Origin of the sequence: Nonomuraea sp. NPDC046570 (genome assembly GCF_040645915.1) — a bacterium.
GTDB lineage: Bacteria > Actinomycetota > Actinomycetes > Streptosporangiales > Streptosporangiaceae > Nonomuraea.
Genome location: NZ_JBEYZF010000011.1, coordinates 193665 through 208208, shown reverse-complemented (window position 1 = coordinate 208208; position 14544 = coordinate 193665). Strand labels below are relative to the sequence as shown.

Annotated in this window: 13 protein-coding genes; 2 read left to right on the top strand and 11 right to left on the bottom strand. The window is 71.1% G+C overall.

Annotated elements, in window-relative coordinates; genetic code table 11:
• Positions 1-378 precede the first annotated feature (378 nt).
• The 3 genes from ABZ911_RS20065 to ABZ911_RS20055 form a co-directional block, all read right to left on the bottom strand.
• Positions 379-1260: an ABC transporter permease subunit gene (locus ABZ911_RS20065; RefSeq protein ID WP_358057450.1), complete on the bottom strand. Its 882-nt coding sequence runs from the start codon at positions 1258-1260 to the stop codon at positions 379-381.
• Positions 1257-3884, bottom strand: a complete 2628-nt coding sequence (locus tag ABZ911_RS20060) for a CocE/NonD family hydrolase (RefSeq protein ID WP_358057447.1) — start codon at positions 3882-3884, stop codon at positions 1257-1259. The genes ABZ911_RS20065 and ABZ911_RS20060 overlap by 4 nt, the downstream gene beginning before the upstream one ends.
• A 120-nt stretch (positions 3885-4004) precedes the next feature.
• Positions 4005-4412: a PaaI family thioesterase gene (locus ABZ911_RS20055; RefSeq protein ID WP_358057444.1), complete on the bottom strand. Its 408-nt coding sequence runs from the start codon at positions 4410-4412 to the stop codon at positions 4005-4007.
• Positions 4413-4464: 52 nt separating this feature from the next.
• On the opposite strand from ABZ911_RS20055, the gene ABZ911_RS20050 reads away from it, so the two are divergent.
• On the top strand, positions 4465-5811 hold the full coding sequence (locus ABZ911_RS20050; RefSeq protein ID WP_358057441.1) for a cytochrome P450: 1347 nt from the start codon (positions 4465-4467) through the stop codon (positions 5809-5811).
• An 80-nt stretch (positions 5812-5891) separates the two neighbouring features.
• Positions 5892-7040: a hypothetical protein gene (locus tag ABZ911_RS20045; protein WP_358057438.1), complete on the top strand. Its 1149-nt coding sequence runs from the start codon at positions 5892-5894 to the stop codon at positions 7038-7040.
• On the opposite strand, the gene ABZ911_RS20040 is transcribed toward ABZ911_RS20045, so the two are convergent.
• The 8 genes from ABZ911_RS20040 to ABZ911_RS20005 all read right to left on the bottom strand — a co-directional run bounded on the left by ABZ911_RS20040 (position 6998) and on the right by ABZ911_RS20005 (position 14487).
• Positions 6998-8035: a CopD family protein gene (locus ABZ911_RS20040; RefSeq protein WP_358057435.1), complete on the bottom strand. Its 1038-nt coding sequence runs from the start codon at positions 8033-8035 to the stop codon at positions 6998-7000. The genes ABZ911_RS20045 and ABZ911_RS20040 overlap by 43 nt on opposite strands.
• A complete protein-coding gene (locus tag ABZ911_RS20035) occupies positions 8032-8775 on the bottom strand; it encodes a copper resistance CopC family protein (RefSeq protein WP_358057432.1) in 744 nt (247 codons plus the stop codon). The genes ABZ911_RS20040 and ABZ911_RS20035 overlap by 4 nt, the downstream gene beginning before the upstream one ends.
• A gap of 108 nt (positions 8776-8883) precedes the next feature.
• The gene (locus ABZ911_RS20030; RefSeq protein WP_358057429.1) at positions 8884-9639 is read right to left on the bottom strand and encodes an ABC transporter permease; all 756 of its coding nucleotides are present in this window, start codon (positions 9637-9639) and stop codon (positions 8884-8886) included.
• The gene (locus ABZ911_RS20025; RefSeq protein WP_358057426.1) at positions 9636-10607 is read right to left on the bottom strand and encodes an ATP-binding cassette domain-containing protein; all 972 of its coding nucleotides are present in this window, start codon (positions 10605-10607) and stop codon (positions 9636-9638) included. Before ABZ911_RS20025 ends, ABZ911_RS20030 begins: the two co-directional genes overlap by 4 nt.
• Before the next feature lie 281 nt (positions 10608-10888).
• Positions 10889-11116 (bottom strand): hypothetical protein, encoded by a 228-nt coding sequence (locus ABZ911_RS20020; RefSeq protein WP_358057423.1) that lies wholly within the window; start codon positions 11114-11116, stop codon positions 10889-10891.
• Positions 11117-11174: 58 nt separating this feature from the next.
• On the bottom strand, positions 11175-11774 hold the full coding sequence (locus ABZ911_RS20015; RefSeq protein WP_358057420.1) for a TetR family transcriptional regulator C-terminal domain-containing protein: 600 nt from the start codon (positions 11772-11774) through the stop codon (positions 11175-11177).
• A gap of 14 nt (positions 11775-11788) precedes the next feature.
• Positions 11789-13147 carry a HAMP domain-containing sensor histidine kinase gene (locus ABZ911_RS20010; RefSeq protein WP_358057417.1) on the bottom strand — a complete coding sequence of 453 codons (1359 nt, stop codon included), beginning with the start codon at positions 13145-13147 and terminating at the stop codon, positions 11789-11791.
• A gap of 2 nt (positions 13148-13149) precedes the next feature.
• Positions 13150-14487, bottom strand: coding sequence for a HAMP domain-containing sensor histidine kinase (locus ABZ911_RS20005; protein ID WP_358057414.1), 1338 nt, complete (start codon positions 14485-14487; stop codon positions 13150-13152).
• Between the last annotated feature and the right edge of the window lie 57 nt (positions 14488-14544).

The following is a 14544-nucleotide window of genomic DNA, read 5'->3' as shown; positions in this document are numbered from 1 at the left end:
TGGCCGAGGGGACGATCACCGCGATCATCTTGGCGGCGGGCCTGTACCCGCCGCCGACCGGCGACTCCACGCCGCGGTTCCTGCCCCGGATAGCATGGTTGGCGTGAGTGAACACCTGCCCGAACAGACCGGCGACGACACCGACCTCGGCTGGGGTGACGACTCCTCCGCCTTCGACGACGCCCACTACCTCGACGACAAGCCCCCGCACTGGGGCTGACGCCACCCCTCGGCCCGAGATCGCCCTTCACAGCGCGATCTTCGAGTGCGCCGAGACCCACAGCCTGCATCGGCTCCACAGAAGCCCCGACCTCATGGCCCCGCCGCCTATGAAGCCGCATCTGCGGCCCGACTACGCGAGCGTGGAGGGAGGGGGGCTCAGCTGACGACGTCCTTCTTGCGGAAGTGTCTGAAGGCTATGGCGATCAGGATGGCGGAGTACGTCACCGAGACCGCCGCGCCCTTGGTCATGCCGCTCCAGTCGAGCTCCGGGGCGAGGGCGTCGAGCCAGGCCGTGTTCCAGAACGTCGGCAGGAACTCGCGCAGCGCGCCGAGCGCCTCGACCGCCTGCAGGATGTTGCTCACGATCACCAGGCCGACGGCGCCGCCGACCGCGCCCAGCGGGGAGTCGGTGACCGTGGACAGCAGGAACGCCAGTGAGGCGATGACGAGCTGGCTGACCAGGGCGTAGCCGATCACGATGCCGAAGCGGGGCAGGACGTCGAGGGCGGGGATCGTCTCGCCGGTGCCGGGGACCTGGATGTCGTGCCAGCCGAACGCGAGTGTCCCCGCCAGCAGCGCCATCAGTGGCAGGCAGATCACCGCCAGCGCGGAGTAGCCGAGCGCGACGATGAGCTTCTGGCGGAGCAGCCTGTCGCGCGGCACCGGGGCGGCCAGCAGGTAGCGCAGCGAGGACCAGCTCGCCTCGCTGGCCACGGTGTCGCCGCAGAACAGCGCCACCGCGACCACCAGCAGGAAGCCGGCCGACACCGACAGGGCGAAGGCGCTGAAGTTGAGCGCGCTGGCCGTCGCCAGGTCGGAGATGCGCAGCGACGCCTGCTGGGAGCCGCCCTGGGTGGGGCCGAACTTGAAGGCGATCACCAGGATCCACGGCAGCGCCAGTAGCAGCCCGAACATCACGATCGTCCGGCGGCGCTTGAACTGCCTGACGATCTCCACCCGCAGCGTCAGCGTACGGCCGGGCGCGTAGCCGGGGGCCGTCGTGGAGCGCGAGCGCACCGGGGCGGGCGCGGTCGTCATGAGTTCTCTCCGATCAGATCGAGGAACACGTCCTCGAGGCGCGGGCCGTGGCCGTTGGACTTGGCGGTGCTCAGCAGGACGTCGACCGGGCCCGTCCTGATCAGCCGGCCGCGGTGCATGACGACGACATGGCTGCAGGTCTGCTCCACCTCGGCCAGCAGGTGGCTGGAGACGATCACGGTCTTGCCGGTGAGCGCGTAGCGCTTGAGCACCTCGCGCATCTCCCTGATCTGGGGCGGGTCGAGACCGTTGGTGGGTTCGTCGAGCACCAGCAGGTCGGGCAGGCCGAGCATGGCCTGGGCGATGGCCAGGCGCTGGCGCATGCCCTGGGAGTAGGTGCGCACCGCGCGGTCGAGGGCCGACCCCAGCCCGGCGATCTGCAGCGCCTCCTCCAGGTGGGCGTCCTGGGCGGGCCGGCCGGTGGCCTTCCAGTACAGGTCGAGGTTGTCGCGCCCGGTCAGGTGCGGCAGGAACCCCGCGCCTTCGATGAACGAGCCGAGCCTGGACAGCACCGGGGCACCCGGTGTCACCTTGTCGCCGAAGATGCGGATCTCGCCCGCGTCGGGCTGGATGAGGCCGAGCATCATCCGCATCGTGGTCGTCTTGCCCGCGCCGTTCGGCCCGAGCAGCCCGAGCACCTGCCCCTGTTCCACCGTGAAGGACAGCCCGTCGACGGCGAGCTCGCCGTTGCGGTACGCCTTGGTCAGCCCGCTGATCTCCAGCGGAATCCCGCCCGCGGCCCCACCCTCGGAACCGCCGGGCAGGTCCACCGGTGTCCCACCCGCCGGCCTGCCTGAGGGGGCTCGTATGCGGCCCTGGAGCAGGAGACCGGCGGCGAGCGCGACGGCCGCCAAGGGCATGGCCCAGGTCCACCACGCGGGGCCGGTCGCCGGGGTGGTCAGCGCCTCGACGGTCGGGACGGTGAGGGTGGGGGAGGCCAGGCCGATCTGGTAGGTGGCGGGCTGGCTCGGCGCGGAGTAGGCCAGGTCGGTCGTCGTCAGCGTCAGTCGCAGCTTGTGCCCGACGGCGAAGAGGTGGTCGACGGCGGGCAGGGTGATCGTCGCCTCGGCCGAGTCGCCGCCCTCGGGAACGGTCACCCGCACCGGGGCCACGAGGCCCTGCGGCAGGTTGGGCGGCTGGGCGCTGTCGGCGACGTCGTACAGCTTGGCGAACAGCGTCACCTCGCCCTTGCCCCGCACCTTGACCTTGACGGTCGGGCTTCCGGTGAGCTGCAGCGGCGCGGTGAGCGGGGCCGACTCGAAGGCGGCGCTCTGGCCGGGCATGTCGAGGGAGACGCTGAGGTTGGACTGGCCGCCGCCGAGCAGGCCGCCGAAGCCGGGCACCGCCGAGATGGAGGCGGGCGAGCCGCCGGGCGGGGTGGCGACGTTCTGCTCGGGGCCGGTCAGGGTCACGGGCGTCGTGGCAGTGCCGGACAGGCCCGGGTAGCGGTCGGCGCCCGGATGCGCCCGCACTCGCTGCCGGGTTCCGGGATCGCGCCCGGCGTCACGCGTGACGGTGAACTGCTGCCCGGGCGGCGCGGCGCCCACTGCGCTCGCGCCCGCGGCGGTTCCGGAGCCGCCGCCGGCCGCCGGGGTGGTGCCCTTCAGCCAGTGGTCGAACCAGGCGAGGGTCTGTTCGTGGAGCCAGTCGACTTCGCCGTTGCCGCCGTCGTGTCCGCCGTCGAACCAGGCCACCTGCACGGGAGTGCCGGTGGCGGCGATCGCCTTGGCGTTGGCGTCGGCGTGGCTCAGCGGGAACAGCGAGTCCCGCTGGCCCTGCAGCAGCAGGGCGGGCGCCTTGATCTGGCCCGCCACCGAGACGGGACTCGACTTCCGCAGCGTCTCGATCGCCTCGGGCGTCGCCTTGCCCGTCGTGGCGACCTGCTGGTACATCTCGCAGATGGCGGGCAGGAACCGGCCGCAGCGGGCCTCCTCGGCAGAGACGGGGCGCGGCGTCTCGCTCAGCGCGCCCAGCCCGCCCAGCCCGCCCTGGCCCTGTACGGGAGCGCCGCGGCTGAAGAACAGGCCCGCCCACATGCGCTTGAACACGCCGTTGGCGGGGCCCGCGCCGGTGGCGTCGGGGAAGAGCGCGTCGGCCAGGTCGTGCCAGGTGATCATGGGGACGATGGCGTCGACCCTGGCGTCGTGGGCGGCGGTCATCAGCGCGATGGCTCCGCCGTACGAGCCGCCGGCGATGCCGACGCGGGGGTCGCCCGCCGCGTCGAGTCGCACCTCCGGACGCTTCGCGAGCCAGTCGATCAGCTGCTTGACGTCCTTGACCTCGTAGTCGGGGGAGTTGAGTGCGATCTGGCCGGTGGAGGCGCCGAAGCCGCGCGCCGACCAGGTGAGGACGGCGTAGCCGTCCTGGGCGAGGCGGCTCGCCTGCTCCCTGACGCTCTGCTTGCTCCCGCCGAAGCCGTGCGCGAGCAGGATCGCGGGAGCCTTGCCGCCGTCGGCGGGTGCGAAGAACGTGGCGTCGAGGGTGATCCGCTGGTCGTCGGCGGGGCCGTCGACGACGTCGATCCGCTGGTTCTGACCGCGCGGCTCCGGAGCCGACGGCCACACCCACCATGCCGTCATGGCGATGACGGCCACGGCCGCGACCAGCGCGACGACTCGCTTCATGCGTTCCCCTCGGAGATGGTCATGGCGAACGCACCCGCTCGCCTGACCCGCCGCGCTCGCACCTGGGCGCAGCCTACTTTCACGACCTGAGAGATTCCTGAGACGCTCCCCCGCCCCAGGTCAGCCCAGGATCGCGTAGACCGTGGAGGCGTGCGCCGCCGGATCGGCGGAGCCCTCCGGGGTCAGGGTGACCTCGGAGAAGGCCAGGGTGCGGCCGAGCTTGGTGACGCGCACCTCGATGAGCACGTCGGCGTCGATGATCGGGCGCTGGAAGGTGGTCGACTGCTGGACGGTCGTCATCGGGACGAATCCGCCGCGGGCGGAGGCGATCGCGATGACGGTCGCCGTGTCGGCGGCGGCCATCAGCGCCTGCCCCGACATGCCGCCGCCCTCGCGGGCGAGCCGGCCGGACCACGGCAGCCTGAGCACGGCCCGCCGTTCGCCCACCTCCTCCACGCGCAACCCCAGATCCTGGACCCAGGGGGCGAAATAGTCCTTCAGGATCGCGTCGCCTTCTTCAGGTGTCACGCGCTCATCATGCAGGCTGGAGAGCGTGTTGGGGAGCGGCGGACGCGGGCCTGTGGACGACACGCCCGAGGACGGAACGGCTGTGGACATGGAGCGGACGGCAGGTGGCCGCCAAGCGGGCCAGAGGAATGGAAGCACAGGGCCGGTCGAGGTGTTCCTGCCGGAGACCTATGCCTCGGAAGTGCCGTACGAGGTGTTCGCCCGGCTTCGCCGAGACGCGCCGGTCTGCTGGATCGACGAGCCCGCGATAGGTCCCTGGCCCGCCGGAACAGGGTACTGGGCGGTCTTCCGGCACGCCGACGTCAAGCACGTCCTGCGTACGCCCGAGGACTTCTCCTCGCACCTGGGCGCCACCCAGATCCGCGACCCCGAAACGCCCTCCGACCTGGCGTTCGTCCAGGCGATGATGCTCAACACCGATCCGCCGGACCACTCCAGGCTGCGCCGGATCGTGGCCGCCGCGTTCACGCCGCGGGCCGTACGGGCGCTTGAGGAAACCGTCGAGGCGCGGGCGGGCGAGCTGTTCGCGGCGGGGGAGTGCGACTTCGTGGAGGTGGCGGCGGAGTTGCCGGTGTGGACGCTGGCGCACGTCATGGGGGTGCCCGCGGAGGACCGGCGGCTGCTGTACGACTGGGCGTCGCGGGTGATCGGCTACCAGGACGCCGACTACGCGGGCCTGTCGACGGCCGAGGTGGGCTCGCTCAGTCTGATGGGCCGCCTGGCCTGCGCTTCGCGTCCCGAGCCGCGGCCGGGGGTGAATCCGCGGTCGCGGGCGGCGCTGGCGGACATGTTCGCGTACGCCCACGCGCTGGCCGCGCGCGGCGGGAACGGCCAGGACGTGATGTCCAGGATGCTCGCGGGCGGCCTGACCGAGGCCGAGTTCGAGAACATGTTCTTCCTGTTCGCGGTCGCCGGGAACGAGACGCTGCGCAACGGCATCCCGGGCGGCCTGCTGACGCTGCTGCGGCACCCGGCCGAGTTCGCCAGGCTGCGCGCGGACCCGTCGCTGCTGGACTCGGCGGTGGAGGAGATGCTGCGGTTCTGGCCGCCGGTGATGGATTTCCGGCGTACCGCCACGCGCGACCTCGAACTCGGCGGCGTGCCGATCGCCGCGGGACAGAAGGTCGTCGTCTACCACGCCTCCGCGAACCGGGACGAGACGGTCTTCCCGTACCCCGACCGCTTCGACATCGCCCGCACCCCCAACGACCACGTCAGCTTCGGCTTCGGCCCGCACTTCTGCCTCGGTGCGCACCTGGCCAGGGTGCAGCTGCGCGCGGTGTTCAGGCGGCTGCTCGCCTGGGACGTCGACCTGGCGGGCACCCCGGTCAGGCTGACGTCCAACTTCCAGAACGGCCTCAAACACCTCCCTGTACGGCTTCGCCCGAGACAGCCCTAGGAAAAACTCCCCACTCAGGTGAAATGTCGCAATTGTGCCCCGATTGCGGAGAAGGTAAAGGCCCGGCATCATGTCCAGGCGTGAAGCCACAAGCAGTCCTCAAATCCGCGGTCACCTGGGCGATGCCCTACTGGACCCGTGGACCGGCGGGGCGCGAGACGCCGCCCGACCTGTTCAGAGTCCTCTACTACGGATGGCTCGTGGCGTTCACCTTCAAAGTGCTGGGATCGTCCTGGGACGTCTCCTGGCACTTCAAATGGCTGCGCGACGACCTCGCCCCGCCGCACCTGCTCAACTCGGTGGGCACCGCCCTCGCCCTCGCGCTGACCGTCATCCACGGCTACACCGGCTACGGCGTCGACAGGACCGCGCTGCGGCTGATCCAGTGGGGCACCGGCATCTTCCTGGTCGCCGTGCCGCTCGACCTGATCAACCACCGCGTCAACGGGCTCGACATCACCTCGTGGAGCCCGTCGCACATCATGCTGTACGTCGGCACCTTCTTCATGATCGCCGGCATCATCCGCGGCTGGTACCAGGGCGCCCCATCGGACTCCAGAAGCAAACTGATCCTGGGCGCCTTCTTCGTCTTCTTCCTGGAGAACGTGCTCTTCCCGGCACAGCACCAGGAGTACGGCGTGCTGTCCATCGCCGCCTGGGACCGCCAGCAGCCGTACGCCGAGCCGATCCTGCTGCAGTTCGCCGCCGACCAGATGGGCCGGGACATCGACCGGCCGATGATGGTGGCCTTCTCGCTGCCCGTCCCCGACTTCCTCTACCCGGTCTACTTCACCGTCGCGGGCCTGATCGTGCTGGTCGCCGCCCGGATGATGACCGGCAGGTTCGGCACGGCGACGCTGGTCGCGGGCGCGCTGGTGGCCTACCGCTCACTCATCTGGCCGCTGCTCACCGTCAGCGACTTCCCGCCGTCCGCGGTGCCGTACTTCCTGGTGATCGCCGCGATCTGCGTCGACCTGGCCTTCCTGGTACGGCTGCCCGCCGTGCGGGCCGTCCTCGGCGCGGTGCTCGCCACCGCCGCCGTGTACGGCGCGCTGATGGTGCAGGAGCAGGTGCTGGCCGCCCCGCCCCTGGCCGTGTACTCGGCGGTCTACGCGGGGGCCGGGCTGGCCGTCGCCTGGCTGGTGATGGAGTGGTTCGTCACCCGGTTCGAGCTGCGGGCCGCCGATCAGCCGATCGGCGCCCGGGTGAGGGCCACCGCCACGCCGTAGGCCAGGCCCATCACCGCCACCTCCGTCGCGGCCCAGGCGGCGACGGAGGTGCCCTCCAGGCGGGCGATGCGCGGCATCAGGCGGTACCGGATGTTGGCGGCCAGCGGGATCAGCAGGCCGACCAGCGCCACCTTGGCCACCACGAGCAGGCCGTACCCGGTGGTGAGGATGTCGCCGGGCAGCTCCACGCCCGTGGTGAGGGCCATCGTGGACAGGCCGCTGACCAGGCCGGACACGCTGACCAGCGCGAGGCTGACGGTGGCGAGCCTGGAGAATCCCGGGAGCGCCCTGGCCAGCAGCTCGCGGTCGCGCGCGACCAGGGCGGCCACGGCGAGCAGGCCGCCGGTCCAGACGGCGGCGCCCATCACGTGCAGCTCCATCGAGATCATGATGGGGTCGTGCCAGACGGAGTCGACCGCGTGGCCGGTGACCGGGATGGGCAGCAGCCCGAACAGCGCCACCACGATCCGCAGCTCGGCCGGGACCTTCTCGCCGAACCGCACCGCCAGCAGGCCGATGCCCGCGTAGCCGAGCGCGCACGCCATCGTGAACAGCAGCCCCTGGCCCGCGCCGACGGAGCCGATGTAGGCGGCGATCATCCCCAGCGTGGGCACCCCGCCCGGGTTCAGTTCGGCGGTGTAGAAGACCACGGCGACCAGGGCGGTGATCGCCCACAGCCAGGCGGCGCCGACCGCGTAGGACCGGGCCCTGCGCATCACCGGCTCGGTACGGTCCGGATCGTCGAACCCGAGCAGCTTGGGCAGCACGCTGAGCCCGACGACGGCCGCCGAGGCGAGATCGAGCAGCACCCGCACGACGGGCAGGCCGTACTCCACGACCGGCCCCGGCATCACGATCCCCGGCACCGCCTCCTCCGCGGTGAACGTACTGCCCACGACCACGGCCACCACCGACGAGAAGACCAGCCCCCCGACCACACTCCACCCACGGGCCCGCCCGGTCGCGGCGACGGGCACACTCACCACAGCACTCACACCGAACCCCCACGCTGTACGGCTCCCGCACCCTCGTGCCCGTCGCCCCCGCCTCCGGCGTCCGGGGAACCCGAGTCCGCGGGACCGGAGTCCGGGCCGGAGGTGCCGGCGCGCCGCAGGGCCACGATCGTGCCCGCGCCGAGCAGAAGAAGGGCGCCGACGACCCACACGATGGCCATCCCCGCGCCGCCGTTGGCCGCCGCCTCGGCCGCCTGAGCGCTGAGGTCCTGGTCCGCGGGACCCGCCCCGGGCCGCGCGGTGGCGTCCGTCGCGGGAGCGGGCTCCGACGCGGACTCGGGGTCGGCGGTCGAGGTGGCGGGCGTGGCCGCGGCATCACCGCCGGCGGACGGCGCGGGCACGGACTCGGCGGGTGCCGCGGCGGCGGTCAGGGTGAAAGTGATCTTGCCGGAGACGGGGTGGCCGTCGGAGGAGAGGATGCGGTAGCCGATCACGTACTCACCGGCCGCCCCGAGGGGCTTCACCCCGATGCCCACCTTGACCCCTTGCACGGTCGCGGCGCCGCTCTCGAACCGCCCGCCCCCGGGCCCGGTGACCGAGACCACCGCGTACCCCTGCCGGGCGGGCTGGTCGAACTCCAGCGTCACCCGGGACGGCCCGGCCGCGAGCCGCGCGCCGTCGGCGGGGTCGCTGCCGACCAGCTTGTTGTGGGCCTGCGCAGGACCGGCCCCGACACCGACCGCGCAGCACGCGAGCAGCAGAACCGTGAGTAGCCGCCTCACCGATCGTGACCTTCCTTTGAACCGTCTTGACCAAGACATGCTCCCACTGGTCACGACCTGCGCAGACCCTCGTCTGGGAAAGCCCTTCCGTACCGTTGTGAGTAAAGCTCAGATGCCCTTGCGCATGGCGCGGGTGCCGAGCCACAGGCCGAGCGCGGCGACCGCGCAGGCCGCGAGCGTGCCGTACACGAGGGAGATGTCGGTGAAGCGGCCGGCGAACAGTTCGCGTTCGGCGGCGACGATGTGCGAGACCGGGTTGATCGCCGCCGCGGTCTGCAGCCACTGCGGGCCGTAGTCCATCGGCAGCAGTACCCCGGACAGCAGCATCAGCGGGAACATGATGATCTGGGTGACGCCGTAGAACAGGTCGCCGCCGGGGTGGGAGCGCAGCGCGAGCAGGAACGACAGCGCGCCCAGCCCGACCCCGAACACGACCAGCAGCGCCATCCCGGCCAGCACGCCCCCGAGATGCAGCCGGAAACCCAGCGGCAGCGCCAGGGCGATGATGAGCACGGCCTGGGCGAACAGGATCACGAACTCCTTCATTGTCCTGCCGACCAGCATCGCCGCCCGGTTCAGCGGCGTCACCAGCATCCGCTCCAGTGATCCGCCGAGGAGTTCGACCAGCAGGTTCCAGCCGGACATCATCGGACCCGACAGGCACATCATGATCAGGATGCCGGGCACGAACCACTGCCACGGCGACCCGCCGGAGAACCCCTGCGTCCCGCCGAGCAGCGGGCCGAACAGGAACAGGAACAGCAGCGGCTGCGCCATCGTGAACAGCAGCCCGAGCGGCTCGCGCAGGCTGGGGGCGATCTCGCGCTCGAAGACGGTGAGCGTGTCGCGGACGAAGGCCCTCACGCCGCCACCCCCTCGGCGTCGCTCTCGCGCAGGGTACGGCCGGTCAGGGCGAGGAAGACGTCGTCGAGCGTCGGCCTGGCCGTCTCGGCGGCGCACACCTTGATCTGCGCCGCCTCCAGAACGCGGAGGTACTCGGGCAGGGCGGTGTCGGCGCGGGGCACGCGCAGCCGTACCGTCGAGTCCTCGGTGACGGCCTCGCTGGCCGAGACGGCCCGCGCGGCCAGGTCGGCGGCCCGCGCGGCCGAGGCCGGGTCGGGCACTGTGACGGTGATGCGGTCACCGGCCAGGTCGCTCTTGAGCTGGGCGGCCGTCCCGTCGGCGATGATCCGGCCGTGGTCGATGATCACCACCCGTTCGGCCATGCTGTCGGCCTCCTCCAGGTAGTGCGTGGTCAGGAAGAGCGTGGTGTCCTGCTCCTCGCGCAGGCGCAGGATGTGCGCCCAGATGTTGGCGCGGCTCTGCGGGTCGAGGCCGGTCGACGGCTCGTCCAGGAAGAGCAGCGCGGGCCGGTGCATGAGGCCGATGGCGATGTCCAGGCGGCGGCGCTGGCCGCCGGAGAGGGTGCCGGGCTTGCGGGCGGCCAGCGGCCGCAGGTCCAGCAGGTCGAGCAGTTCGTCGGCGCGGCGGCGGGACTCGGTCCTGGTCATGCCGTAGCAGCGGCCTTGGGTGACCAGTTCGTCCAGGACGCGGAAGTACTCGCCCGCGCTGTTCTTCTGGCCGACGTAGCCGATGCGGGCGCGCACGGCCGCGGGGTCGGCGACGATGTCGAGGCCCGCGACGGTCGCGGTGCCGGAGGTCGGGGGAAGCAGGGTGGTCAGCATGCGCAGGGTGGTGGACTTGCCTGCGCCGTTCGGGCCGAGGAAGGCCACGAGCTGGCCTTTCCCGACGTCCAGGTCGATGCCGCGAACGGCGTCGACGCTCTCGCGTTTGATTCGGAATCGCCTGGTCAGCCCACGGGCATGGATCATCATCGCGTCCTCGGGGGATCGGCGGGCACGGCGAACACACCCCTCTTGGGGGGTTCGTCTGGGTGATGATTCATCCTTGACCAGGAGATCCGCGTTTGGCAAACGTGAAACGTGCGTTCATGTTTGCTCTGACCTGCGGAAACGTCATAGAGGTCGGAAGGCTGAGAGCTCTGACCAGGCTCTTAGGAAACTTTCCCGGTGTACCGGTCCCGAGGCCTGGGACGGTCAGGCCAGACGGCGTCCGAGGGATGGCCCGGGACCGGCATCTTGGGATTCACCAGCTAGCTCTGGCGGCCTCCGCCTTGCTTGTTGGTGCCGCCGCGCTGCCCTCTGCGCAGCGGGAGCGACTGCTTGGCCAGCCGCTTGGACAGGGCACCACCGGAGGCCGTGCGCTCGGTCATCGCCCGTGACGCCTCTCGCGCCTTGGACAGCGAGACCGGCGCCTCCATCTGACGGCTCTCGTGTTTCTCTTCGTGCTGCTCACGCGTCTTGCGTGACTTGGAGCTCACGACACCACCTCCCGATATAGGCGTTTATGTCCTATTCGGTAGCGGTGAAACGGATGGCTCACAGGTCCTCGGGGGAGAGCCCCAGTTCGGTGGCGGCCGCCGTACGCAGCAGCTCGGCCACCCGCCGCCGCGGCAGCACCTTCTTGTGTACGGTCACCTGCACCGCCAGCCCGTTGGAGAGCGAGAGCAGCCGCCAGGTCGTCCCCTCGGGGTCCGGGCAGACGAACTGCCCCGCCGCCACGCCGTCCTCGACGATCGCCTGGAAGGCCTCCTGCCAGCGCAGGTCGAGCCGGCGGGTGGTCTCCTCGAGGTCGGTGCTGCGCATCGACTCCGCCCAGGCGTCGATCCACAGCCGCCAGCTCTTGGCGGACCCGGTGGGGGAGTGCAGGCGCAGCAGCGCGCGCAGCCGGTCGAGCGCCGAGCCTCCGGAGCGCTCCAGCTTGGCCAGCGCCTCGATGTCGCGCCTGGCCGCGTAGGCGAAGGCCTGCGCGAACAGATGGTCCTTGCTTTCGAAGTGGTAGAAGAGCAGTGCCTGGCTGACCCCCGCCTCGCGGGCGATGTCCAGCGTCCTGGTGTGCCCGAACCCCCTGGCCGAGATCACCTCGCAGGCGGTCTTGAGTAAGTCGTCGCGCCGCAATCGGCTGAAACCCCGTGTCACAGAGGAAAACTGTATTACTCATGGTAACTGTTGCGTAGGGGCAGATGAAGGACAAACCGTGCACCGCTCCCCGAGTCGGCGAGCCACAGCGTGCCGCCGTGGGCCTGGGCGATCTCGCGGGCGATGGGCAGGCCCAGTCCAGTGCCGCCGGCGTCGCGGTTACGCGAGGCGTCCAGCCGGGTGAAGCGGTGGAAGACGGCCTCGCGCTGTTCGGCGGCGATCCCCGCGCCGTCGTCCTGCACCTCCAGGACCGCGCCCTCCTCGCCTCGGGCCACGGTGACGGTGATGGTGGTCTCGGCGTGCCGTTCGGCGTTGTCCAGCAGGTTGGTGAGCAGGCGGGCCAACCGCAGCCGGTCGCCCGTCACCACGACGCCCGGCGCCAGGTCGTGGACGATCCGCTTGCCGACCTGCCGCCGCGCCAGCTCCGAGGTGGTCAGCTCGGCCAGGTCGACGGGCTCCTTGGCCCCCGGCGCGCCCGCGTCGAGCTTGGCCAGGGTGAGCAGGTCGGAGACGATGGCCTGCAGCCGGTCGAGGCTGGACAGCAGCGCCTCGCCCGTCGCGTTCCAGTCGGCGTCCTCCGGATGCAGCATCGCCTCCTCCACCTGGGCGCGCATGGCGGTGATGGGGCTGCGCAGGTCGTGGGAGGCGTCGGAGGCGAACCGGCGCTGCTGTTCGACGGCGGCCTCCAGCCGGTCCAGCGTCTGGTTCACGGTCAGCGCGAGGTCGCCGATCTCGTCCCGGTGCGGGGTGGGCGGCACCCGGCGGCCGAGGTCGGTGGTGGTGATCTCGGCCAGCTCGTTCTTGATGGTCTTCACCGGCCGCAGCGCCTTCCCCGCGGTGAGCGAGGTGATCCAGGTGATCAGGCCGACGATCAGCAGCGTGACCAGGCCCATGATCGGCAGGTAGAGGGGATGGATGTACCAGGGGATCGTGCCGGTGAAGGCGTAGACCATCCAGTAGGCGTCCTCCACCCGGACCCGGAACCCGACCATGATCAGGCAGCGCTCGCCCGGCACCTCGGTGGTGCAGATCGTGCCGTCGACGCGCCCGTCGTCCCCCGGGGGCTTCGCGGTCGTCAGCGGCGGGTCGCCGACGAGCCGCAGGCTGGCCTGCTGGACCCGGCCCTGCTCGTCGACCACCTGGATCAGGTCGATCTGCTCGGTCGTGGTGATGCCCCTGATCCCGTCGGGGGCCAGGCGCTCCACGTTGTAGGTGATCCGCCGGGCCGCGCCGGCCACCCGCTCGGTCGCGTACTCCGTCAGCACGAGGTGGCCCAGCGCCGTGATCAGGGTCCCGCCCAGCAGGCAGACCGCGAGCGAGATCACCGTGGCCAGCATGGTGAGGCGGCGGCGTACCGACCAGTTCGTCAGCATGGTCAGCCTCCTGGGAGCCGCAGGACGAACCGCGCGCCGCCCGCGGAGTCGGCGATCCGCAGCGTGCCCCCGTGGGCCCGGGCGATCTCGCGGGCGATGGGCAGGCCCAGTCCGGTGCCGCCGGCGTCGCGGCTGCGCGAGGCGTCCAGCCGGGTGAAGCGCTGGAAGACCACCTCGCGCTGCTCGGGAGCGATCCCGGCGCCGTCGTCGAGCACTTCGAGGACGGCGTCGCCGTTCTCGGACCTGACCTTGATCGTGATGACCTTCTCCGCGTGCCGTGCGGCGTTGTCCAGCAGGTTGGCCAGCAGCCTGGACAGCCGCAGCCGGTCCCCGACCACCGTCACGCCTGGCCGCAGATCGGTGGCCATCTCCTTGTCGCCGTGCCGGGTGGCCAGCTCGGAGGAGACCAGTTCGGCCAGGTCGACGTGCTCCTGGGCGGTCGGCGCGCCCGCGTCGAGCTTGGCCAGGATGAGCAGGTCGGTGACGATGGCCTGCAGCCGGTCGAGGCTGGCCAGCAGCGCCTCGGCCATGTGCGGCCAGTCCGCGTCCTCGGGGTGCAGCAGGGTCTCCTCGACCTGCGCGCGCATGGCGGTGATGGGGCTGCGCAGGTCGTGGGAGGCGTCGGAGGCGAACCGGCGCTGCTGCTCGACGGCGGCCTCCAGCCGGTCCAGCGTCTGGTTCGCGGTGCGGGCCAGGGCGTTGATCTCGTCGTCGTCGTCCGGCACCGGGACGCGCTGGCCGAGGTCGGTGGCGGTGATGTCGGCAAGTTTGGCGCGTATGGCGTCGACCGGGGCGAGGGTTCTGGCGATCGTGTGGGACGTGCCGTACCAGGTGATGGCGACCGCGCAGATCGTGATGCCGATCAGGAAGGCGAGGCCCCAGGGGTGGACGTACCAGGGGACCGTCTCCCCGAAGGCGTACACCACCCAGTCGCCGTCGTCCTGGTAGACGCGGAACGCCGAGACGATCAGGCAGGTGTCGGGGAGCTCCGGCATGTCGCAGTAGGTCCGGTGGTGGGTGGTGGCGTCGATGTCTGGTTCGTCCTGGATGATGCGCGGGCGGCCCACGAAGTTCGGTGAGGCCGAGACCACCTGCCCGGTGCTGTTGACCACCTGGGCGCCGTAGACGTCCACGACCACCACCGGGCGCAGCTCGCCGCGCTTGAGCAGGTGGATCACCCGCATCGCGGCGCTCGTCACCCGGTTGGTCTCGTACTCCACGGCGGCGTCGTTCACCGCGTAGAGGAGCAGCGAGTTCACCACGATGCAGAGCAGCGCCATGACGACGCTGGCAATGAGCGTCAGCCGGGCGCGCACTGAGCCCCCGAACCGTTTGACCACGCCTTCCCCCCGGTGATCAGATGATCACACTAGGTGGCCTCACCTCCAATTTTCGGA